The organism is Vibrio sp. 704 (genome assembly GCF_033339295.1).
In genome coordinates, this window is the sequence record NZ_JAWOUH010000020.1 from 1 (window position 1) to 22,386 (window position 22,386).

Annotated in this window: 21 protein-coding genes; 12 read left to right on the forward strand and 9 right to left on the reverse strand. The window is 41.9% G+C overall.

Annotated features, from left to right (window positions below; translation table 11 throughout):
• Positions 1-76: 76 nt before the first annotated feature.
• The gene (locus tag R7R24_RS19830) at positions 77-724 is read right to left on the reverse strand and encodes a hypothetical protein (RefSeq protein ID WP_014386820.1); all 648 of its coding nucleotides are present in this window, start codon (positions 722-724) and stop codon (positions 77-79) included.
• Between the two features lie 341 nt (positions 725-1,065).
• Here R7R24_RS19830 and R7R24_RS19835 point away from each other — a divergent pair, with 341 nt between their 5' ends.
• Positions 1,066-1,959, forward strand: a complete 894-nt coding sequence (locus tag R7R24_RS19835; protein ID WP_046225205.1) for a DNA replication terminus site-binding protein — start codon at positions 1,066-1,068, stop codon at positions 1,957-1,959.
• Positions 1,960-2,026: 67 nt separating this feature from the next.
• On the opposite strand, the gene R7R24_RS19840 is transcribed toward R7R24_RS19835, so the two are convergent.
• Both R7R24_RS19840 and R7R24_RS19845 read right to left on the reverse strand, forming a co-directional pair.
• Positions 2,027-3,109 (reverse strand): hypothetical protein, encoded by a 1,083-nt coding sequence (locus R7R24_RS19840; RefSeq protein ID WP_032073039.1) that lies wholly within the window; start codon positions 3,107-3,109, stop codon positions 2,027-2,029.
• A gap of 385 nt (positions 3,110-3,494) precedes the next feature.
• On the reverse strand, positions 3,495-4,310 hold the full coding sequence (locus tag R7R24_RS19845; protein WP_032073040.1) for a hypothetical protein: 816 nt from the start codon (positions 4,308-4,310) through the stop codon (positions 3,495-3,497).
• Between the two features lie 350 nt (positions 4,311-4,660).
• Here R7R24_RS19845 and R7R24_RS19850 point away from each other — a divergent pair, with 350 nt between their 5' ends.
• The 5 genes from R7R24_RS19850 (at position 4,661) to arr (ending at position 9,234) form a co-directional block, all read left to right on the forward strand.
• Entirely contained in the window at positions 4,661-5,464 is an 804-nt protein-coding gene (locus tag R7R24_RS19850; protein WP_101905900.1) for a Calx-beta domain-containing protein, read from the forward strand.
• A gap of 316 nt (positions 5,465-5,780) precedes the next feature.
• The gene (locus R7R24_RS19855; RefSeq protein ID WP_077202320.1) at positions 5,781-5,987 is read left to right on the forward strand and encodes a hypothetical protein; all 207 of its coding nucleotides are present in this window, start codon (positions 5,781-5,783) and stop codon (positions 5,985-5,987) included.
• A 530-nt stretch (positions 5,988-6,517) separates the two neighbouring features.
• Positions 6,518-7,348, forward strand: coding sequence for a tyrosine-type recombinase/integrase (locus R7R24_RS19860; RefSeq protein ID WP_077202319.1), 831 nt, complete (start codon positions 6,518-6,520; stop codon positions 7,346-7,348).
• A 3-nt stretch (positions 7,349-7,351) separates the two neighbouring features.
• Entirely contained in the window at positions 7,352-8,428 is a 1,077-nt protein-coding gene (locus tag R7R24_RS19865) for an IS91 family transposase (protein WP_077202318.1), read from the forward strand.
• A 374-nt stretch (positions 8,429-8,802) separates the two neighbouring features.
• A complete protein-coding gene (arr, locus tag R7R24_RS19870) occupies positions 8,803-9,234 on the forward strand; it encodes an NAD(+)--rifampin ADP-ribosyltransferase (protein WP_077202317.1) in 432 nt (143 codons plus the stop codon).
• 350 nt (positions 9,235-9,584) lie between these two features.
• Here the strand turns inward: arr and R7R24_RS19875 are convergent, their stop codons facing one another.
• From R7R24_RS19875 to R7R24_RS19895, 5 genes are all read right to left on the reverse strand, one after another.
• Complete coding sequence (locus R7R24_RS19875; RefSeq protein WP_012774862.1) at positions 9,585-10,226, reverse strand: recombinase family protein; 642 nt, start codon at positions 10,224-10,226, stop codon at positions 9,585-9,587.
• Between the two features lie 7 nt (positions 10,227-10,233).
• Positions 10,234-10,956, reverse strand: coding sequence for a hypothetical protein (locus R7R24_RS19880; RefSeq protein ID WP_101905901.1), 723 nt, complete (start codon positions 10,954-10,956; stop codon positions 10,234-10,236).
• Between the two features lie 70 nt (positions 10,957-11,026).
• The gene (locus tag R7R24_RS19885) at positions 11,027-11,365 is read right to left on the reverse strand and encodes a helix-turn-helix domain-containing protein (RefSeq protein ID WP_012774864.1); all 339 of its coding nucleotides are present in this window, start codon (positions 11,363-11,365) and stop codon (positions 11,027-11,029) included.
• Between the two features lie 46 nt (positions 11,366-11,411).
• A complete protein-coding gene (radC, locus tag R7R24_RS19890) occupies positions 11,412-11,858 on the reverse strand; it encodes a RadC family protein (RefSeq protein ID WP_086959602.1) in 447 nt (148 codons plus the stop codon).
• Between the two features lie 623 nt (positions 11,859-12,481).
• On the reverse strand, positions 12,482-13,993 hold the full coding sequence (locus tag R7R24_RS19895) for an Eco57I restriction-modification methylase domain-containing protein (protein ID WP_101905902.1): 1,512 nt from the start codon (positions 13,991-13,993) through the stop codon (positions 12,482-12,484).
• A gap of 129 nt (positions 13,994-14,122) precedes the next feature.
• On the opposite strand from R7R24_RS19895, the gene R7R24_RS19900 reads away from it, so the two are divergent.
• A complete protein-coding gene (locus R7R24_RS19900; protein ID WP_101905903.1) occupies positions 14,123-15,103 on the forward strand; it encodes a BsuBI/PstI family type II restriction endonuclease in 981 nt (326 codons plus the stop codon).
• Between the two features lie 324 nt (positions 15,104-15,427).
• On the opposite strand, the gene R7R24_RS19905 is transcribed toward R7R24_RS19900, so the two are convergent.
• The gene (locus tag R7R24_RS19905) at positions 15,428-16,507 is read right to left on the reverse strand and encodes a hypothetical protein (protein ID WP_101905904.1); all 1,080 of its coding nucleotides are present in this window, start codon (positions 16,505-16,507) and stop codon (positions 15,428-15,430) included.
• A 335-nt stretch (positions 16,508-16,842) separates the two neighbouring features.
• Here R7R24_RS19905 and R7R24_RS19910 point away from each other — a divergent pair, with 335 nt between their 5' ends.
• The 5 genes from R7R24_RS19910 to R7R24_RS19930 all read left to right on the forward strand — a co-directional run bounded on the left by R7R24_RS19910 (position 16,843) and on the right by R7R24_RS19930 (position 22,384).
• Positions 16,843-17,697 carry a DUF1566 domain-containing protein gene (locus R7R24_RS19910; protein ID WP_180827200.1) on the forward strand — a complete coding sequence of 285 codons (855 nt, stop codon included), beginning with the start codon at positions 16,843-16,845 and terminating at the stop codon, positions 17,695-17,697.
• Positions 17,697-18,248 (forward strand): DUF1566 domain-containing protein, encoded by a 552-nt coding sequence (locus tag R7R24_RS19915; protein WP_014386830.1) that lies wholly within the window; start codon positions 17,697-17,699, stop codon positions 18,246-18,248. The genes R7R24_RS19910 and R7R24_RS19915 overlap by 1 nt, the downstream gene beginning before the upstream one ends.
• Positions 18,249-18,304: 56 nt before the next feature.
• Positions 18,305-19,819 (forward strand): UvrD-helicase domain-containing protein, encoded by a 1,515-nt coding sequence (locus R7R24_RS19920; protein WP_014386831.1) that lies wholly within the window; start codon positions 18,305-18,307, stop codon positions 19,817-19,819.
• A 173-nt stretch (positions 19,820-19,992) separates the two neighbouring features.
• The gene (gene traF / locus R7R24_RS19925; protein WP_046224271.1) at positions 19,993-20,943 is read left to right on the forward strand and encodes a conjugal transfer protein TraF; all 951 of its coding nucleotides are present in this window, start codon (positions 19,993-19,995) and stop codon (positions 20,941-20,943) included.
• A gap of 1 nt (position 20,944) precedes the next feature.
• On the forward strand, positions 20,945-22,384 hold the full coding sequence (locus tag R7R24_RS19930; protein WP_014386833.1) for a conjugal transfer protein TraH: 1,440 nt from the start codon (positions 20,945-20,947) through the stop codon (positions 22,382-22,384).
• The last annotated feature ends 2 nt before the right edge of the window (positions 22,385-22,386 follow it).

The window sequence follows — 22,386 nt, forward strand, 5'->3', positions numbered from 1 at the left end:
TTTGATCATATGACAAGATGTGTATCTACCTTAACTTAATGATTTTGATAAAAATCATTAGGGGATTCATCAGTGCTTAACCTGCTTTATCTAGATAGGTTAAAGGTTGAGGCTCAAGGATATACACTAAGCCTTTGGGCGCACGGCTGAGTACATCAACAGCATTAATACTCAACCTTTTAACCTTCACCTCAAGGTTACTTAGAAGATTAATAATCTGAATCAACGCTGCCTTACACATAGTACGATCAACATCTTCAAGCACTAAAACGCTTTGCTCCAACGTTTCTTTACCGTTGTTATGAATCTTCTCCATTATCCACTTCATCGCAATCGCTCCAGTGCCGGAGCATGGCTCATAGAAAGAAAGTTCTTGATTGTGATGGTCACTAGGCGATCCTACGAGTGCTGCGAGTAAACGCCCCAGCTCTGGTGGAGTAGGAAAGAAGTTTTGTCCTTGTTTGTAGTAACCACACTCGGAGAAAAACATGCCGAGAACGTCAATACCAGGATAGTTTCTCATGGCCGCACTCAAGATATGCGATAATTCGATAGCCGTAGGTTCCAGTTCTTTTGGCATTTTTGATGATGGAGGGTACAGCCCGGTCTGCTGATATGCCCAGTGGTCGATAAATGTATAAACAAACTCGGCAACACCCATACGATATCTAGCCGCCTCTATTACCTGAACTGCCTTGCGGATTTCGCTATGCACTTGCGACATTCATTCTCCCCTCTGTTTAACTCAACTCACAGTATCATAATATAATCCCATAAACATAGCAATTTAGACCATCATGCAATACCGGATACAGCTCCAATCCCCTCCACCACCGAGAAAACTGAAAGTACACCCCCCCCCTAACCACCTTGCTAGACCTCTCTTTTTTTCTCTCTTTTTCTCTATTTATCTCTCTCTTTCTAAATTCGGGGGCGAGCCCCGGCTCAACAAAGCCGAAGGAGGAGCGTTAGCGACGACCGAGGCTTATACCCCACTTTGCATGATGGTCTAAAAACGGCTAAAATGTAATCAATGATCCGTCAGAACAACGCAAGGAATAAATGATGAGCCAGATAAAAACGCTCTTTGACGACGTGACATTTAATCTGTCTCGTCTGAACAAACTACTAACGAGCACTATGCCAAGCATGGCGATAGTGAGCCGGATACCTCCAGTACATAAAGGCAATGAGCATGAGGTAATAAAACTCATCATGCCCGAGCACCATTCCGGCATGGCCGCTATGAAGCTGGCGGGTGAAGGCTACGTGGATCTGCACATCAAACACCCCTACTCACAGAAATCTGCCAGACGTTATGTTGGCGTGATCCACCTGCTGCCCTCTAATCCCAACAGCGCTGAGATTGTTCAGTTGGTACATAGCATCAACCAAAGCAAGGCCGACATCGAGGAGTTGGTGATCACTGAAAACGAAACCCGGCAAGCACGGTTCAAGGCAATCCATGACAACTGCCCCGGCGTCATGACAAAACATCTCTACAGACAAATCCACTGCCTAGTCGATGCGGACGTCAAATCAGTGAAGTTCAGTTGGCAGAGAAAAGATGCTTTGCACCAACCGGACAAAGCAGTACTAATAAGCCAAATGATCAAAGAACTGGAGCGAGCCAACCCTGAGAACGAGTTGCCCCTGACCCAGCTCATCAAGAAAGTCGCCAGCGCCCCTGATATGACACTGAGAATTCGTCGGGATGTTAAAGTACAGCCAGCGGCCAATGTGGTAAAACTCTCTGGGCAGAAAACCATGACTGCTCCGTTGCCGATCATCGTGGTACAAGATGAACCCTTCAAGGCTGGACAGATCGCTTCGTTTGTGGCCGCAGTGGAGAGAAAGCAACGCTCGGACAAACAAAGCTCAACTATCCTTGGCACGTTCGCTGGCCGACAAATAGAGCAGATAGCTCCCAAAAAGTTAAATAAAGAAGATTCAACGTAAAACGAAGACAGAAGAAATTGATATCAGTTGTTCGGTTAAACCGAACAACTGATGCTTTTAAGGATTGTTAGATGTTGTCGTCAATAGCCCAATACGATGAGCCGCTTGGCATTGCTGGAGATTGTTCAAGATGCTCAATTCCCATATCTTTAGCAACATACTGAGCTACATCATGAGACACGTGACCATCATCCAAGTCCGAAGCTATCATTGCTTGTGAGTAAACAAAAAAGGGAGGATGTTCCTTAAAATCACGTTGCCTCATCCAGGCTTGCACTGAGCGAGAAAAATATCCCCACAATTTGTTTTTATATAAAGCAGCTTGGTCAGCGATAGTTGGATTAGGATCGTTCAATTGAACGGATTTGGCCTTTTCAAACATTTCATAAGTAAACAAAGGTCTCCCGAAATACTCACTAGCAGAAGACAATAGAGTACAGAACTGATGATGTAGAACTCTATCCTCAGCCAAGTTTGGCACGTAATTCAAACCACACTTGTCGCAAATAACAGCATGACCTAAACCATCGTATTCAGGCGGCATCATTTCGACAACTGTATTGGACTGAACGCTCCTCAATTCATTCAAATATTTTTCAGTGACAAAAGTACCTGAATCAGAATCCTTTGGAAGGTGAAAATACTTAACCTCAGGGTCATAGTACCAATAACCTCCGCGTCCATTAGTGTAGCGTTTGCCTGTTATAACCACTGTGTACACAGTCATTGAACCTGCTGTGATGCTGGGGTTTTCCGAGTATGCTTTTCTTCTCCTCTCACAAAGCTCGGCGGATAATTCGTTTGACATAACTCGTACTGAGTCAAAAAGATTAATATCCAATATTTCAACTATATAGGATGTTGCCGCGTCAGGATTCGCATCAACCGGAGCTCGTTTTAAAAAAGGCACAGGAAGATCTAAGTCATAAGCGATAGGTGGTCGCTCAGTTAAAGCTTGATCTGTATTTTCAGAAAGCCCAGCCCCAGCCCAGTGGTTCCAATTTTTATAACCCTGAGCCTTAGCTAGTGCATGAAGGAGTTTGATTGGTTTCAGCGAAACATTAAAATCATCTTTCAATGTTGATGACAGTTTTCTTGCGAGATATTCAGCGTTTGATTTCGAGCCAAACGATATCGTGGTAGTTTTCATATTAAAGCAACTCCAAATTAACGGGGTATCTATGAAAGGTTGCCCTGATTACCTGCCAAGCCCCCAGTTAAATGAATCTGCATTAACACGGTTAGACATTTGCAAAGATAAAATCACCTGTTTCACAGGGCGGTCTAGTCAAAAGACTGGTCAAGGACTTGAGCATATTTCAGCGCGAAATCGTAATGACCCCAGAATGATAGCAAGTACATATCAAATGACACACTGTAGAACTGCCCGTTGAGGGCAATCAGGCAGAGAACTGATACATTCACACACATAAATTTGGTTCCCTCATAGATGAGGGAACCAAAATCCATCTGTTCAAAATCCAACCATCCGGAATTTCCGGATGGTTGGTAATTACGCAATTTGATAGTGGAGCCTATCCAAAGAGAGGTCTGTAAACACCAGCCAATACAGGGATGTTTCCTTCAATAGAACTTAAAAATTCCATAAGCTCATCTCGATCCATTACCTTATGATTGCCTTCACTATCAAAGTAAGCGAATTGCTCCACGGGAGAAAAATAGTGAAAGCCAATGCTGTGCTCCAGTTCCTCATTAAAAAAAGCACCAATGGCATTATCGAGACGGTAGTAAAGTGTATTAAGACGAGGGTTATCATAGACCCCAAAATAATCAAGCTGAGATTGTTTTTTCAGTTCATAAGAATCAGGTTCACGCTTTAATTGCGATAAAATGGATAACTTTGCTCGCTCCGCGATCTCTTCGTGAGTCATCATAAAACGCTTGGCAACAACAAATGAATGGATCACACCTCCATAGTTTTCGATATGGAAGTCGTACTCGTCATCCGGCCTCATATGCTCGATAGCTTTTTCTAGTGTAGACAGCACCTTACTACCACATAAATAAGCTATTTCGCTATCGTTAGCTCTAACTTCATCAATACAAGACGCATCTAAGAACTGAATTGGAGTGCGCTCCTCATGAGAAACAAAGAATTCATCATCCCCATTATCACCTGATAAATACATGAGATCAGATTTGGAGCTAAATGCAGAGCCACACCAGTGATTCCAGTTTTTATACCCGAGACATTTAGCCGTGGCGTGAAGCAGTTTTATTGGTTTGAGCGAGATGCTATGGTCTTGTTTCAAAACTGAGGAAAGGTTATCAGCAAATGAATTTGCAGCCTCTTTAGAGGCAAAAGTTACGTCATTAGATAGGTTTTTCATGTCAACTCCAATAGAGCGAGTTTATAGGATGCCCTGATTACCTAACATCGCTCCGGTTTACACGAAACATATTGGTTTAGATAAAAACACCTTTTTCACAGGGCGGTCTAGTCGAAGGACTGGTCAGAGATTTGAGCATCTTTCAGCGCGAAACCAAATTGACGATTAGATTTTCCTTTTCGTTACTCCATTTTTCCACTCCCAAACTGCCCAAAATGGACCATTACACGAAGTCTCTAACCTTTGCGACGTATTTGCCCAAAATGGGCTGATACAGAGTCATAATCTATGCACCTACCCTATTAGACTGGAAACCTCAAACAGGTCTAATTAAAGAGGGCAATACATTAATGAAACGTTCAGCATTGGCAATTGCTTTGATTGCAGCATTAAGCGGATGTGGTTCCGGTGGAGAAGATGGAGGAAGTAGTTCCAATACAAACACCAACCCAGGAACAAAATCTGGCTCTATTAAAATTGATAACATCTCGATAAAAGAAGGAAATTCAGGTAACAGTGATGCCAAAGTGCGTGTTACTCGTAGCGGTGGTAAAGATGGTGTAATTAAAGGTAAATACCGAACTACCCCTGGAACTGCATTATCAGATCAAGATTACCTGGAAACTGTTGGAGAATTTGAGCTTCAAGATGGCGTTACTCGGGTTGATTTGATCATCCCTATCATTGGTGATGTAAAGGATGAATATGATGAAACATTCTCCGTTCAAATTTTCGATGTTTCTGGTGCCTCCAGCATAGAGAGAGATACTGCTACCGTAACAATCACCAATGATGACTCCTCTCCAGAAATATCATTTACCTCAGAAATCAGAACCACATCAGAAGGAAGTGGTCGCGTTAAAATTCCGCTACAACTAAACACTTCATCAGGAAAAGATGTAAGCGTCAGTTACGAACTCAGTGGATTAGCTATTAACGGCCAAGATTATAGTGTCATCAGTGACAGCACTATTGTTTTCCCGGCTGGAACTACTGAGCAGTTTCTTGAGTTAAATATTGTTCAAGATGACGTTCCCGAAGGCGGTGAAACAATAAAAATTAAACTTACCGAGGCTAACAATGCCACACTCAGCAAACAGTTTGAGACCAGTGTTATTGTCGGTGGACAACAAAGTTTGAAACTCGAACAATAAAGATTAGAACTATGACAATAAAGTACGAAACTTTTCGGTGCCATTTGTCGTAGTTTGCCTTCTTCTCTGAGACGATTTTGCCCCATTCCTTCTCTGCGCGAAAGTCTACTCACAATTTGTGATTGTACGTTTGCCTTACTTGTAGTTATTCGAGGAAGTGTCGAAGTAAGCTTTTTAAAAATCATACGTCATTTTGCAATCTAATACCGATAACATCTCATTAAACTATTGATTATTAATTGAACTGTGATTGAAAAGGCTGCATGATAGGACTATGAAAAGCCGTATAAAATGCGTTATATGCGAAGGAGGATATATGACAAAGGAAGTTGCCGATAAGTGCTATATCGCATTAGGCATTGCTGCTGGAGATAGTATCTATCAGTACTTTTTCCGTACTGAAGAACCGTTTAATTTCTACAAGCCAATATTTATGTTCATAGTCGTTTTCCTTATTCTCATTACATTAAGCTTTGGCTTGAGGTTACTTAAACGGCTCATTTCTGCTCCTAAACGTGTTTAGAACGCAGTAAACCTTCATAAGAATAATTTGGTCAACAGGCTGTTGACTAAATTCAGGACAGCTCATTTGTGAAGCAAATTGTTTCGCAATTGACCAACAGGCTGCTGGACAAATCCCACTGCCCAATTTTGCAAGAGGCTCTTACAAAAAAACGAGTCAACACATTTATGCCCCAAAACAAGTCTAGTCGAGCGTCGCAAATGAGCGATCAGCGGACGGTGAAAAATGTTCAGCTGATACCGTTTTTATATCCAAAATCAACAAACTTCCCCCATATTCAGGTAAATGAGCAATTTGCGCATTTTTGTCCTTAGACCACGTCATTAACTTTCAAATATTTTCATAGCTAGCAAAAGGTTAGCTAATTTGATAAAAACGTATGAACCAGAAAAGTGAGCTATTACGTGGTAGAAATATGCGCGATTTGCACACTATTAAATTGTTGAACTAAGCCGCTGCGCGGAGTCGCAAACATCCCAATCAACGACCACACTTACCTTGAGATTTAACCCATTAATCTGGAGGTAACAATGAACTCTCTCATTGAACAAGTCGCCACTGAAATTGAACTCATGGGCTATTCACAACGAACTCGCGAGACCTACTGTGGTTGCTTACAGCGCATTGAGAACTATTTCAGTAAATCCTTAGCGCAAGTCACGGATGCGGAATTGAATCACTATTTTAATGAGCCTGAGGTGCGCCGATTAACCCGAGCGAGCCAATTGGTGCAAATTAATAGTGTCCTCTTCTTATTCAAACACATACTCCACCGGCCGTTGCAATTAGCCATCACTTTACCCAAGCAACGGCATAAGCCACCCCAATATTTAAGCCGACAAGATATCCACTTACTGATTCACCATTGCCAAGATTTACGTTTAAAAACCATGATAATGCTCAGTTATGGCTGTGGATTACGCTTAAATGAATTAACCCACCTCAAAGTGGCACAGATTGATGGGCAACGTAAAACGGCCTTTATTGAACACGGCAAGGGCAACCAGTCTCGTTATGTGGTGATTCCTGAGACGGTATTGCATCAACTCCACGTGTACTGGCAAGCCTATCACCCCAAAGAGTGGCTGTTCTATTCTCGCTGGTTAGCCTCCCAACCTCTCAGTAGCTCCACCTATACGAAGGCACTGAAAAAAATCGCCGCACAGCTTGGGCTTAAGGATAAAGTGAACGCGCATCAGTTACGCCATGCCTATGCCACGCATCAATTAGAGGCAGGGATGCCGTTGCATCAATTACAGCACCAGCTTGGGCATCGCAGCATTAAAACGACCGAGTGCTATCTGCATTGGTTGCCAGAGCTTGGGCATGGGGGCGTTGATTTACTAGCCAACTTGCAGTAACGCATGCCACCGCTTCATCTGGCGGATATTCTCAGCCAAGGATTACCGCATTACCAACAACAGCACCGATTAACCCGTCAACAATATCAAGTGTGTGCACATATCTTGGCGTGTAGAACAGGACAACTCGGTTATCAACAGTGGCGTTGTGACCAGTGTGGTCATGAGGAGCAATTTAGTTGTAGTTGCAGAGACCGGCATTGTCCTCGCTGCCAAGGACAAGCCACGCAAGCTTGGATTGCCAAACAAGCGATGTCACTGCTACCTTGCCCTTACTTTCACTTAGTGTTTACCTTACCGCATGAACTTAACCTAATCGCACACTATGCACCTAACGTGCTTTATCACTGTTTATTTAAGAGCCTTTGGCAAACACTCATGACATTCGCTGCCCATCGTCATCAGGGTCAACTCGGCATGACTTGTGTGTTGCATACTTGGGGGCAAAACCTCAGCCAACATATTCATGTGCATTGTTTAATCCCCGCAGGTAGCCTCAATCGACAATCGCAGTGGCAACCTATCACTAAAGGTTATCTCTATCCTGTTAAGGCTTTATCCACTGTGTTTCGAGGTAAAATGATAGCGGCACTCAAGGCACAATCCATAGCGCTACCGTCATTACCCGCCACTTGGTGCGTGTACAGCAAAGCCTGTGTCTACCCACATCAACTCTTGCACTATCTTGCACGTTATACCCGCAAAGGTGCCTTATCTGAATCACGATTAGTGAACTATAACGCCAGTCGTGTGCGCTTTCGTTACAAGGATTATCGTGACAACAATAAAACCAAATTCATGACCTTAAGTATGGATGAGTTCATTCGGCGCTATTTACAACATGTCCTGCCTAAAGGCTTTATGCGTATTCGCCATTATGGCTTTTTAGCCAATGCTTGTCGTAACAAGCGCATCCCCCTCATTCGAGCACAGTGCCGTGATTTAACCGATAAAATCGCCATGGATAACGTGGAAACCAAACTGCATTGGGTTTGCTCGCACTGCCATCAAGGGCAATTGATATTCGTCGCTATCGTGCTCCCCTTAACGCAACAGATAAGAGGATTGGATTCAAGTTAAACAATGATGACGTCAAACCATTTACGCAAATATTAGACTGAATGCCGCCTGATAGACTGGCGCTTGCGTGTGTAAAAAATACACTTGCAATTAACCAGAAAAGTAACGTAAATTAAGACCATTAATCGACTGAACGACAGTGACAATGGAATGCAATGATGAAGATAAATCGGATAACGTCATCAATCATCCTCAGGCTTAAAAAAGCAAATTCCATTAGCATAAATGATTCCAATACAGTGATTCACAAGTCGCCGTCCGTTCAACAAATGATTTATTTACACTCATGTGTAAATAAATACTAAAACGTTAGATTTCATGTTAGCTATAATTTCGCAATATTTAGTATAAAAACCATAACTAGGAAAAAAGATATGACTGAGAATGCCCAAAAAAATGCAAAACCTTTTTCTCAAACGTTTTTTCATGGAACCAAAGCAGATCTTAAATTGGGAGATCTTATAGAAACAGGGTTTAATTCAAATTTTGGACAAAATAATAAGGCTAAGTATATATTTTTGACAGCTACACTAGATGCTGCCATTTGGGGAGCAGAGCTTGCCCTAGGTAATGGTCGCGAAAGAATTTATTTGGTTGAGCCAACAGGTCCAATTGAAAATGATCCTGACCTAACGGATAGAAAGTTCCCAGGGAATCCAACTATGTCATATCGTTCAATCCATTCATTTAAAGTTGTAGGTGAAGTATCAAGCTGGCAGGGTCATTCAATAGAGCAAGTTAAAGCAATGAAAGATGGTTTAAATAAACTACATGAACAGGGCATTAACTCTTTAAATGAAATCTAACAAGTCGGTGCACATGACTGCTAACACGTCACTCGGTTTGCTCTGCCTTCGGCAGTTTAGCAAACTCTTCGTGCCTTAGTTTGCGCAGCATGTGACCTAGGCGTTAACAACGTCCGCAAATGGCACAGAGCCGTTGGTCGGCTCTAACTCATTTCTGTCCAAAAGCGAGTTTCAAACTTTGTTGTCACACTTTCGTTGGATAGCCACATTGATTGAATCTAAGTGTCGATCTTTATTGTCAGTATTGGGTTCTTTTAGCCACGATAGTAACGCACTTCGGAAATAGAAAAGTTTCAAACTTTAATGTCCTCCGACATTAAAGAGTTGGTTGCAGCAAAAGAAAAAGGCCGCTAGATAGTGGCCCTTTTTTCAAGTTTTTTTTTGTACTCAGCCCATATACGCTTAACCTGGCTTGTACTACACCCAGCAAGCCGAGCAGTTTCCTCAATAGTGTGATTTGGACGTAAAGAAAGGATAAGTTCATGTTGTTTGTGATTAGCCTTTCTTCCCTGGTACTTACCTTTTTTCTTTGCAAGCTCAATACCTTGCTTTTGCTTCTCTCGTCGGTCCTCGTAATCATCCCTAGCCATTTGCAAAGCCAATTTTAGTAATAGTTCCTGGACTGACTCCAATACAACTTTGGTAACACCACTGGCGCCAGAAACTAATTCTGTGAGGTCTACAACGCCAGGGACAGAAAGCATTGCGCCTTTGACACGAATTGAATCAATCAGCTTTTCAGCTTCCGGTAAAGGCAGGCGACTAATGCGATCTATTTTTTCAGCTATGACCACTTCACCAGGTTGCAAGTCGTCAATCATACGAAGTAATTCAGGGCGGTCTGAACGCGCTCCTGACGCTTTTTCTCGATAAACCCCAGCGACATAGTAACCAGCCGATTTAGCGCCCTCGATGATTTGTTCTTGGCGTTCTAAATCTTGTGATTCGGTACTAACTCGCAAATAGACCCTGGCTACTTTGTTAATTGTCATCATATATTCAAAATACCGATTTAATGTTTTTTCGACGTTTACGCGCTTCAACCTCTCTATTAAAGGTTTCCAATGTTTCTATTAGGTGCGCGTATCGTGTTTCTACATTTGAATACTCACTACTTTTAGTTAGTTCGAGAAGGTTTGCTACTGCGTCTTTAATTGGCACTTTGGCTACCCAAGAATCTTTCTCAAACGAAAACTCCCACGCTTGATTGAGGTATTCCTCAAAAGACCTTTGAGCCTTTTCGCGCATAGTCCAAATATGACGCTGCCTAAGCGTATGATCACTGTCCAGGTAGTGATTCTCGATATTATCGTTAATGTTTAACTCCCAAGATTCGGGAATGTTACGCATACGTGTAAAGTGCGCCGCAGTCACCCATAGACAAAACTGCTCTTTGGTGAAAATATCACTGTCTGAGTTCAGAGATTCCAAGACCTGAGTAGCGTATTTACTGCATTGGGATTTCATGTGCGCCAGTTCTTGAGCCTTGCGCTTTTCAATGCGAGCTTTCTTCTCTTTGATATGTGCAAATTTATGCTTGGCTTGACTCAAAGCTTGTGCCGCAACTTTCATAGCTTCGATTTCTTCTGGCTCAAACAGTTCTGTTGCTAATGGGTTCTCGATAACTTCTTTAAGCAAGCCGTTAGAAAGTTTTGTCAGTGCCGTTTGCTTTTTTCGAGCACGCTCAGAAGTCCAGTATTTAGTAAATTCCATATCAGACATTACTTTTCCTCTCTGATTTATTCTTATTGAAAGTCTCAAAAACTGTGATTATACCTACTTGTACTGTCCACTATCGAACTTGCTTAATATCATCTTCGGGACTTGCTAAATTCGCAGCATATAGCATTCTGCGCCATGCGTTCGCATCAATTTCTCGGTGTTCTTTTTTATCGCTTGCAGTTTCCCATTTACGAACAATAGAACAACCTTTGGGACTTACCGTCTTACCAAGAAAATAGCCAAGTTTTGCTTGAGACAAACCAAGATAAACTCGCAGCCATTTTATTTGCTCTGGTGTCGGTGAAAGATAATCAGGATCACTCAAAGGCAAAGTGCATTGAGAGTTCATTAGATCATCTAGCGTCATTTGCGGTTCAAAGCCGCTGTATAGTGTTTTATCTTCACTCATATTAACAAACCCTTAGAGCGCGACACAGTGTGCCGCGCAGTCATAACTAAATTATCCCATGCTCAGAGAACGCATAAGTTTCTTCAACACTGACCACGATGTGATCCAAAGTACGAACATCAACCAACTCCAAAGCGTCTTTTATTCTTCGTGTAATACGACGATCAGAACTAGATGGGGTTGCAACACCTGACGGATGATTGTGAGCCAGGATCACAGCTGCGCCATTGTGTTTGAGAACGGATTTTACAACCTCACGCGGATATACAGAGGCACTATCAATCGTTCCCTGAAAAAGCTCTACGGCTTCAATTAGTCGGTGCTGATTATCGAGTATTAGCAGCATGAAAATTTCACGCTCAGATGTAGCAAGTCGAGCCTGGCAAAAGCCTTTAACTAGATCAGGACTGGTAAAGGCATCACAAGTTTTGATTTTTTTTGCAAAAATAGCGGCTGCTTGGTCAATGATGCTTTGTTCTTCTGGTGTAAACATTGCGTTTCTCCATTTATAGGTCATGGAACATTCCCGACCTTTCGTAAACAATTATACCGCCCCGCTGTGGCGGTGTCTACTTTTTTTAATTTATTTCTTCATTATTTCCAATGTGCAATAAGACTTTAGGGCTAACGCTCCACTCAAAAATTGATAGCATTTACTCTTGGCGTAAAAACAATCATGTGTCTTTTTAAGAGGTGTTCATTTTAGGTATGCTCTATTTACCTAGTGAATGTTGATAGGACAATATAAGTGAACAGCAAGGCTATTTGACCAGCCCAATTTAACCAACCCAAATTGGCTAGGTTAGGCTGTTTTCTAGCAGCTAAAAGGAATAAAGCTATTGGATTTCCTTCCTGGCGTAATTTTCATCGAGTATAGGGGTCACACGACGATTCGGAAAACATTGTACGTTAAGAGCCTAACGCAATGATTATCTTAGCCAAGATAACCAGTTTTCGATGGGTAAACCCAAAAACTACTCACAAGAGTAAGCTGAAATGAAAAGAGCCGACAAAAATCGGCTCTTTTTTAAGTCTGAAGCCCAATGGAACGAAAACGTACGCTAAGCTTCTTACCCATATAAAATCATCATACTTTCCTATAGCTGCTAACACAGATCAAATGAAACTCTCAATAATCCGGTCTACACATGCTTGATTAAACTCTGCAAAATCAATTGCTTCACCCATAGAAATAAGCTGTTCTCTGGTTGGGTAACGTAATGTTCTTAGGTCTGTAGCATTTACTTGAGTATGACCGTTCATCTGACGGAAATACTTATCTACTAACGTGCTGTTAAGGAATACCCATAGACCTTTTGCAAGACCATCATCTAACGGCTCACCCAATGCATGAAAGTAATTTGTTTTATTTTCAAAACCCACTACTTCAACATCAGCAATATCAGCTGTGTAGATTGACGCAACGATTCTACGTTTCTCTTCTTTAGCGGTCAGTCTGCGAGTTAGAACATAAGTTCCGTTTTTAACCATCAGGTTAGCTGTGCTTTCGTTGTTTAAAAGTGCGTTCGGCTTTTTGGCATTTTCTACTGGCCATTCAATCGCACATTTTTGTAAATGTTGTGGAAAGATTAAAGGCACTGAACCATCAACAAAGTCGGTGCTTAAATTTTCTCTAGTGCGAAAATCTACAACTTTACCTGTGCTTGCCTGAATACCAAGATCTTCAAGTGAACACGGTAAACCACCTGCTCTAGTTGCTACGCTCTGTTCTTCTTCATCAGTGATGATATGAATAAAACGCTCTGGATTGTTTTCACTTACTACTCTGTCAAAAGGCACTTCATAAACATACGGGCTTGGATCTTCTGCACAAGAGCTAGAAGTGACAATAACCGTGTCTCTTTGTGGTTCACCTTTTGTTAAGTGATAAATAACGTTTTCCTGCAGCACTTTATCAGCCTTGAATGCTGATTTACGGCTATTAAAAACATGAATTTTGTTGATTGAGCAAGAGTCTAATAACAATCTACGGAAATCGTTGAAGTATGGACCGTTACAGAATGAACGGGGAGTGATTGCGACAAGTTCACCGCCTTCTTCTAATAATTTTATCGCTAACCCTACAAACGCTGAGTATAGATTTCCAGTTTCAAAACTAACCTTTCTTAGTGCTGCTCGCTCAGTGCCTTTTGAAGAAATTTTTAAGTAAGGTGGGTTAAGAATGACTTTGTTATATTTAGGTTTGAAATTGTCGTTTAAGAGCTGTTCAACTGAGTGTTGAATAAAATCATCTTCAACTACGGTTTGATCCCACTGGACACCATATGATTCACACGTATTTGAACAATGCTTTAATGTATCAGACAGGTAATGATTCATTACGCTTGATAGTTCGAAGCAAGTTGAATCAATGCTTGTTGCATCGTTCTTAACTCGCTCAACAAACGCAGCCGTTAACGATCCTACTCCTGCTCCTGCATCAAGTAGACGGTGTTCACCATCTACATTTTCAAACATATCAGCAAGAAGCTTAGATACAGCAGAAGATGACATAAACTGACCTAATTTCCCTCTAAGCTTTTCATCGAGTTTTCCATTTGCCGCAACTCGGTTAACATCCGCAATATCATTTAAGTTAAGGGGTAAATTTTGAGCCAATTCAGTCATATATGTTTTTTTATACAGTTGTGTGTTGGACGGGCAGTATCGCAAAAAACCTGCACAAAAGGAAGAAAAAAACCTGCACATAGGTTACATTGTGGGATCTGTTAGTTTACTGGCTGATAAATAAAGAAAATGAGAGACAAAAAACTAGAACAAGCTAAAGAAATTCTCAAAGCTTTAGGCTTGCCAAAACAGCAATACAACGACAGATCCGCTTGGGTCTTTCTTGCTCTTGCTAATGTAAAACCAACTGACGATTGGAGTGTAGCGACAGCGCCACTTTTACCGACTGTTGATATTATGAGTTTTATACGCTCAGAGTATGGAAAAGATTACCAACCGAACTCTCGTGAAACGATTAGAAGACAAACACTCCACCAGTTCGACCAAGCTCAAATCGTTGATAGAAACCGTGATAATCCTGCTAGAGCTACAAATAGCAAAGACAATAACTACTCATTGAATCAACCTGTCATCGAGATTCTACATACTTATCCTAACGGTAATTGGAAAGAGCTTGTGAAGAAGTTCCTTTCTGATGTTCCAACGCTGCAAGAGATGTATGAACGCACTCTTAATAAAGAGAAGATTCCTGTGCTCTTACCTGACGGTAATGAAATCAAGCTGTCCCCAGGTGCTCATAACCAACTTCATGCTGATATTGTTCACGAATTTTGTCCTAGATTTGTGGGGGAAGGTGGTAAAGTCCTCTATATCGGCGATACAGCGAGTAGCCGTGATGAAGGTGGTAAACATATGGTTCTTGAAACTGAATATCTTGAATCATTGAACGTCCCTCCTATGTCTCACGACAAGTTGCCTGACGTTGTTGTATATGATGAAAAACGCCAATGGTTGTTTTTAATTGAAGCTGTAACGAGCCATGGACCAGTCAGCCCTAAACGATGGCTAGAGCTTGAAAAAGCTTTGAACGGTTGTTCTGTGGGGCGTGTTTATGTCACCGCATTTCCCCATAGGGTTGAGTTTAGAAAAAATGCAGCAGACATTGCTTGGGAGACGGAGGTTTGGATTGCTGATAATCCAGATCATATGATTCACTTCAATGGTGACCGATTTCTTGGGCCACACAATAACAAACCTGAGATTAGCTAACGTTCTTCTCCTAGAATTAAATAACAAAGGTAGCGAGGAATACCTTGCTGCCTTTTAGTATTAACCCTCTTACAGCGATTATTCCTTTATAAATATAAAGTTACGTTCTTAGCGTACAATATTTTCCGAATCGTCGTGTGACTGTCGGTGGACAACAAAGTTTGAAACTCGAACAATAAAGATTAGAACTATGACAATAAAGTACGAAACTTTTCGGTGCCATTTGTCGTAGTTTGCCTTCTTCTCTGAGACGATTTTGCCCCAAAGCTAGCTAGATGCTATTGCATGTCTTATTAGTATATCTAACTTGAAATGTCATAATTACTATTTGAGCCACTTGTAGCACCATCCATCACTCATGAGCAATTTCCTGATTTTTGCTCTGTCATTAGCTTTAGCTCGCATATATATAGAGCGTATTTCTTGCTCATAAGAATCAGATTCAAAACCACGGTTAATCGCTTTTTGATACCACTCATGACCTTGGGAGATATCTCCACTCAACATTTTGCACGCACCAATCAAAGTGCATGGGCGGTAGTCCTGTAGAGTCAATTCATGAGCCTGTATGCCAAATTCGATAGCTTGTTCTAGCATATTTAAATCACGTTTAACACCGCCAGCCGTAGTAAGCAAAGCAGATTTTAACTTCTTATTTCCATTCGCAAATTTGAATGGAAAGTGCTTATTCACCAAGGTTAGGGCTGTTTTTGCCTTATCTGCTTTACGATAATCAGCAAGAGCATTAACCAAGTTCCACGGCTTATTGGTCGTATTCCATATTCGCTTGGAGTTCTCTGCGCGACGAAGGTAATACATGCTATTCACCTGATCATTCTCAAAGCCCTTCTGCTTAAGCCACAAGTAGTCGGCATCAGTGATCATACCTTTGTTGAGAGTCGTGAGAATATAAGCTGCTTTAGAGTGCCTACGAATCGAACTAATATTGAGTGAGGGGAAGTCGATGAATTGCTTATCATACTTAGCTCTAAGATCTGCAAACATCTTGTCAGACGCTATTTGCCGCTGTTTTAGCTTTTGTTCCTGTGCTTTTTGTTGCTCGATTCTTTGCTCTTGAGGAGTTTTTGTCGTGTTATATTTAGCGAGTTTTGACTCGATAAACTCTATATTCGTTGAAAACTCAGCACCTTCAACTGACTTACGTTTTTTCACACAAACCTTCAGGCTCAAGAACTCACTAAACACATCAGGGTGATCTTCAAGCAATGAATTCAAGATCGCTACATACTCTAAACCCATTGCACTTGTTATACAGTTGGCTTCATCGAGTAATGGTTTATCGAGCACGCTGCCATCTATAGCTTCAGATAAAAGCTTCAACCAAGCATGGTGAAGTGGGAATTGAACTCGATCAAACAGCCTAATTACTTTAGTGACCAACATAACGATTTAATCTCCATCCTCGTTTAAAGCACTGTCCATCATAAAGGGGCCATGCTAAACCGCACCACCAATTATAGCGGCTGAGTTTTTCGAATTTTCTATACTTGAAGTTATCCATACTCTACTAATTTAGTAAAGTCACTGAAACGAAATTGTCCAAAAGCGAGTTTCAAACTTTGTTGTCACACTTTCGTTGGATAGCCACATTGATTGAGTCTAAGTGTCGATCTTTATTGTCAGTATTGGGTTCTTTTAGCCACGATAGTAACGCACTTCGGAAATAGAAAAGTTTCAAACTTTAATGTCCTCCGACAGTTATTATCCTTGGAGACTTAGTGTTAAACGATACTGGCGTCACCAGATATGTAAATGGGAATGACTTCGATGCCCAAGGCGCACCTAATGATCTTCCTGGGCAAGATGCTGAATTTGGCGCTGATACTGACTCACCAAACTACTTAGATGGTTATGCAGGTTTCTCTTTTACAAAATTAGACGTTTCCGGAAACCACCTTCCTCATACAGCGACGGCATGGTCATGTGTCTTGGATAACCGAACAGGGATCGTCTGGGAAAACAAAGGTGATGCAATTACTGATATTCCATCTTCACTTTCGGAAGCAGAATTCAAAGCCCTAGTAAATGATGCTTGGCGTGCCAGCAGAAACCCAAGCTCAAAGGATTATGTTCCTTACCCTTATTATCACTGGCATCAAAACTGGCAAGCTAAAAACTACCTATACACCTGGTACAGCAAAGATAGAACTAATGACGGTGGCAGTGCTGGTGGCGCTTCACTAGAATTCCAAAACCGTAATGCTCCTGTTCACGATAAGGCACAATGCGCGTTCCCTACGACAGATAACGCTGGCTATGTAAAAGTCACATCATGTAGTACCGATGACTACATTCGTGCGGCCAACGAGCTAGCCGTTTGTGGCTATAAAGATTGGCGATTACCTTCCATTGAAGAGCTACGTTCTATTGCCAATTATGAAAACAGTCAAACACTGCTCGATACCGACTATTTCTATAACTACGAAGGTGGCGCACCGATTTGGTCTGGAACCCCGAGTTCAAATGGTGAAGGTACAGCATGGTGCATGGACTCAAGCAATGGACAAGCTAAGTTGTGTCATAAACAAAGCAACTCGGCGAGCATTCGTTTAGCAAGAGGAGGGAAACAGTGATGAAGTCCAAACTAACCGTTGCGGCAAGCATTCTTTGTCTTGTAGGGATATCAACTCAAACTTACGCACAGACTTGTAAGTCAGATATTATCGCTCCCACCACCAATATAGAGCAATTTACAGTACATAAAGACGGCACAGTTACTGACGCCGCAACAGGCTTGATGTGGACCACTTGCACTATGGGACAAAGATATAGTGCCGATAACTGCATTGGAACTCTAAAATCATTTCCTACTTGGTCTGATGCGTTACTAGCTGTGGACGACGCTAACAGCAGCAATTTACTAGGGTACTCTGACTGGAGACTACCCAACATTAAAGAGCTTGGTTCCATTGTCGAAAGGTCATGCTCAGCTCCTGCGATCAGATTGGAGGTATTCAAAAGCACCCCAAAAGTACTTTATTGGTCAAACACTCCTGACAGCAAGGTTAACCCTCAGTTGAAAGCGCGAGTTATTGATTTCAATGAAGGAACTGAGTTCGCATCGTTAGCACAATCTAATATATATCTGCGGCTAGTTCGTGACCTTAAAGAAACGTCCAACTAATTCCATCGTAAGCCCCGGATTTTATTCTGGGGCGTTCCCATAGTGAAGTACACGCGATGAACAAAACATTACCACCTGATACCCCAGAGCAAGCCCGAATCACCAACTATCAAGGAAACCAACTGATAGTTAGGGCCTATGCTGGCACGGGAAAGACAACAACCCTCATCAAATATGCTCTTGCTAATCCTCGCCTAAGAATGCTGTATATCGCGTACAACCGAGCGATAAGAGATGAAGCTGCGGAAAAGTTTCCCCGAAATGTTACGTGCAAAACCTCTCATCAACTAGCATTCGCATCTGTTGGACGTATGTTTGCGCACAAATTAGTGGGAAACATTCGCCTGACCGATATAGCACAAGCGTTAAACACAAAAAACTGGACTCTTGCAAGAGACTGCCTGGATACGCTAAATGCATTTATGTGCAGCGCAGATGACCAAATTCTGTATGACCATTTCGAAAGAGCAGATACTGGATTACTACTAACAACAAAGCAAGAGAGATACGTAATAGAAGTCGTTCAAAGTGCAGAAGATATTTGGAAGAGGATGTGTGAACCTCAAGATCCTTTCCCTATGGTTCATGATGGATACTTAAAGCTGTACCAATTATCTCACCCCAATTTATCATTGAGATACCAGGTAATCCTCTTTGATGAAGCACAGGACGCTAACCCAGTAACTAGTGACATTGTAATTAGGCAGCGCTCAAGGACTATTCTTGTTGGAGACGTCCACCAGCAAATCTATCGTTTCAGAGGTGCAAATGATGCGATGAATAACCCCCGCTTCTCGAACGCAGATCAACTCTACCTCACACATAGTTTCCGATTTGGGCCTAATGTAGCGATGGTTGCTAATGCCCTTCTCGAACTAAAAGGAGAGACCAAGCCGGTAATTGGGCGCGGAGCTAAAGATCAGGTTCTTATGATGCTACCTCAAAATATCGGGCATCATGCTGTGTTACACCGCACGGTAATGGGAGTTATTCAAACTGCTTTGGGCTACACAGGTGCGGGACATAAAGTTTTCTGGGCTGGTGGTATAGAGTCTTACCAAATCGACTATCTGGAAGATATCTTTTGGTTCTCACGTGAAGAAAGAGAACGTGTCAGAAACAAGCAGATACTTAATGATTATGAGGACTATCAAGAGTTCACCGAGATAGCTCGTGCGACTCAAGACAACGAGATGTTTAGAGCGATGGCAATTATCGAAGCCTACGAAGATCTTCCTGAACATCTTGCGATATTACGCCTTAACACCGTAAAAGACGAATTGGTTGCAAATGTCACTGTGTCTACCAGTCATAGAGCAAAGGGACTGGAGTGGGATTATGTCCAACTATTTGATGACTTCCCTGACGTTTTGGACCCCGAGCTAGAACCTGAGGCACGGGATGATGAGATCAATCTACTTTACGTTGCAAGCACGAGAGCCATGCGAGCACTTGCGCTTAACGCTTCAGTGGAAATGGTGATCAGGTACATCACCCATAAGCGTCAACTTGAAAAGATTCAGCAGGAAGAAGCAACTAACAATCAGTCAGAACACATAAAAACAGCCTAATCGACCAAAAATACAACAATAAAACCTCCCCTAATTGCCCTAAATGGGAGGTTTCAGATGCATTCCTTAATCCTCCCCCCCGTTACCATATGCCTGAATGGGAAAATATGTGTGGTGACATGAACAACAAGACTTTAAAGAAAGCTACTTTAGCGCTGGCATTGATAGCCTCAATGCCAAATATCTCCGTAGCAGAAGACAGTAGGCCCGGCTTTTACGATAGAAAGGCGGAAGGATGGTTTTTCTATGAAGTCGAGCCAGAAGAAAAAGAAGTACCTAAACCTAAGCCAGTAGCAGTGCAACCTCCCCCACCACCTCCTGAGCAAGAACAGATGGCCCAGAGTGAAGGACCTGAATATTTTTCTGCTGCGTGGTTTAGAGAGAACTTACCTAAATACAAAGATGCTTGGTGGGATAACCCAACCATTGAGAACGCTAAAGCTTTTGCTTACATGCAGCGATTCGCAATGGATCGTTCAGAACAAGCGCAAGATGCATATGAACTGGCTATTTTAGGTGATCCTTATCTTGATGAAGTGTCCAGAAGACCTTATGCCACGTTCGCATCTCAGCAAGTAGATAGTAAGGCTGGGAAGGAAAGGCAGACATTACTTGGGACTGTAGCAAGTCGTGTGGGTCTATTTTTCTTCTACCAGCCAAACTGCGAAATGTGCGAAATACAGGCTCCAATAGTCAAAATGCTTGAGCAAGGATATGGATTTACTGTCGTGGCAGTATCTTCTGACGGCACCCCTTTCCCAGGAAACATTTTCCCCGAGTTCAAAGTAGATAACGGCCATGCCGAACAGCTAGGTGTCGTCACCTACCCAGCTTTATTCTTAGCTTCACCAGATGGGAGTTTTGCTCCTGTTGGGCAAGGGGTAATGTCACTTCCAGATACAGCCAATCGAATTCTAGTTACTGCTCGCCGAGCAGGTTGGATCAGTGATGACGAATTCAACAAAACAAGAGCACTGGTTAATACCGACAACAACATTGCGGAAATTCTTACCGATAAAACAGGTGAGGCTTCCTTAGAAGAAATCATGACGGATGATAAAGGGAACTATATCCCGCCGGAACAATTGATGGACTTCATCCGCGAAAAAATTAAGGAGAAATAAGATGTTCAGAAAGAACAAGCTGCGGAAGAAAGCTCTCGCTATTTGCGTAGCATCCGTTCTGTGGACAGTACCGAGTATATCTACAGCTAACGGCTTAAAGTCTGAAATGGACGCCCTTTTCAATGAAATGAGCAATGTCACTCAACCAGGTGTATTTGAAACACAGCGTCGAGGGGTTCTGGCTGGTGGTCGATACACCACGAAAACACGCATATTTAATGAAAACCTAGTGTCATTCACACCTCCATCATGGAAAGCTGGTTGTGGTGGTGTTGACCTATTTGGGGGCTCATTGAGCTTTGTTAACGCAGAACAAATCGTCACTTTGCTGCGTTCGGTAGCTGCAAATGCAAAGGGATACGCATTCCAATTAGCATTGGATAACGTCTTTCCTGATGGTGCAAAATGGATAGAAAACTTCCAAAAGAAAATACAACAATTAAACCAATATTTGGGTAATTCTTGTCAACTTGCACAAGGTATCGTAAATGACGCTACCTCTTCATTCGATGTTAAACACAAAACTGACGCTTCCATTACAGCTACCACAACGGGTCTGTTTGACGATGTATTCTCATCTAAGCAAGAGCAAGGCGGTTCTACACCACTCGAACAATTGAAATCAAACAACCCAGATGAGTACAAGAAAATGATTGGTAATATCATCTGGAAGCAATTGAAGAAAAATAATGCAAACGCATGGTTCACATACGGAGACAACACATTACTAGAAGCCATAATGTCTGTGACGGGAACAGTAATAATCGGTGATATTGTTAATGATTCACACGCAAGTATTACGGAAAAAACGACACCAATCACCACTTTACCTGGCAATAAAATCCAAATTTCAGATCTAATCACTGGTAGTAACGTTGAAATATACTCATGTGGTTCAGATACTGAAAATTGCCTAAGCGCTGGGGCAACTGGTGGCGGTGTTAAAACCGTCAACATCACAGGCATAAAGAGCCAAATTGAAGATATGCTTATTGGTTCAAGTACATCTACAGGTATTATTTTCAAGTTTGCTAGTAATGCTGGAACACTATCAACTAGCGAGCAAAACTTTTTAGCTAGCTTACCTGTTGGTATAGGTGCAATCATCCGAAATCTTTCTGTTCTATCTAAAGACTCTGCAATGTTATTTGCCTCAGAGTCGTCTGGAGCGATTTCTCTAGCAATGATGTATTCATTTACTAATGAGCTTTTCAGAGCTGCATTTATTGCTATATCAAACAGTGATAGTCCTTATAAACAGCAAGCGTTGGAAGTATTACGTGAATCTCAAGCCAACATGAGAGCCGAATACTCAATTCTTACAGCTCAATATGGAGATCTCTCTTCTCAAATCGAAAAGTACAACAACCTCCTAAATAACGTTCGAAAGCAAAAATATATGTTATCGACGCTAACTAAAGCACCAAGAACAAAGGAGTAAAA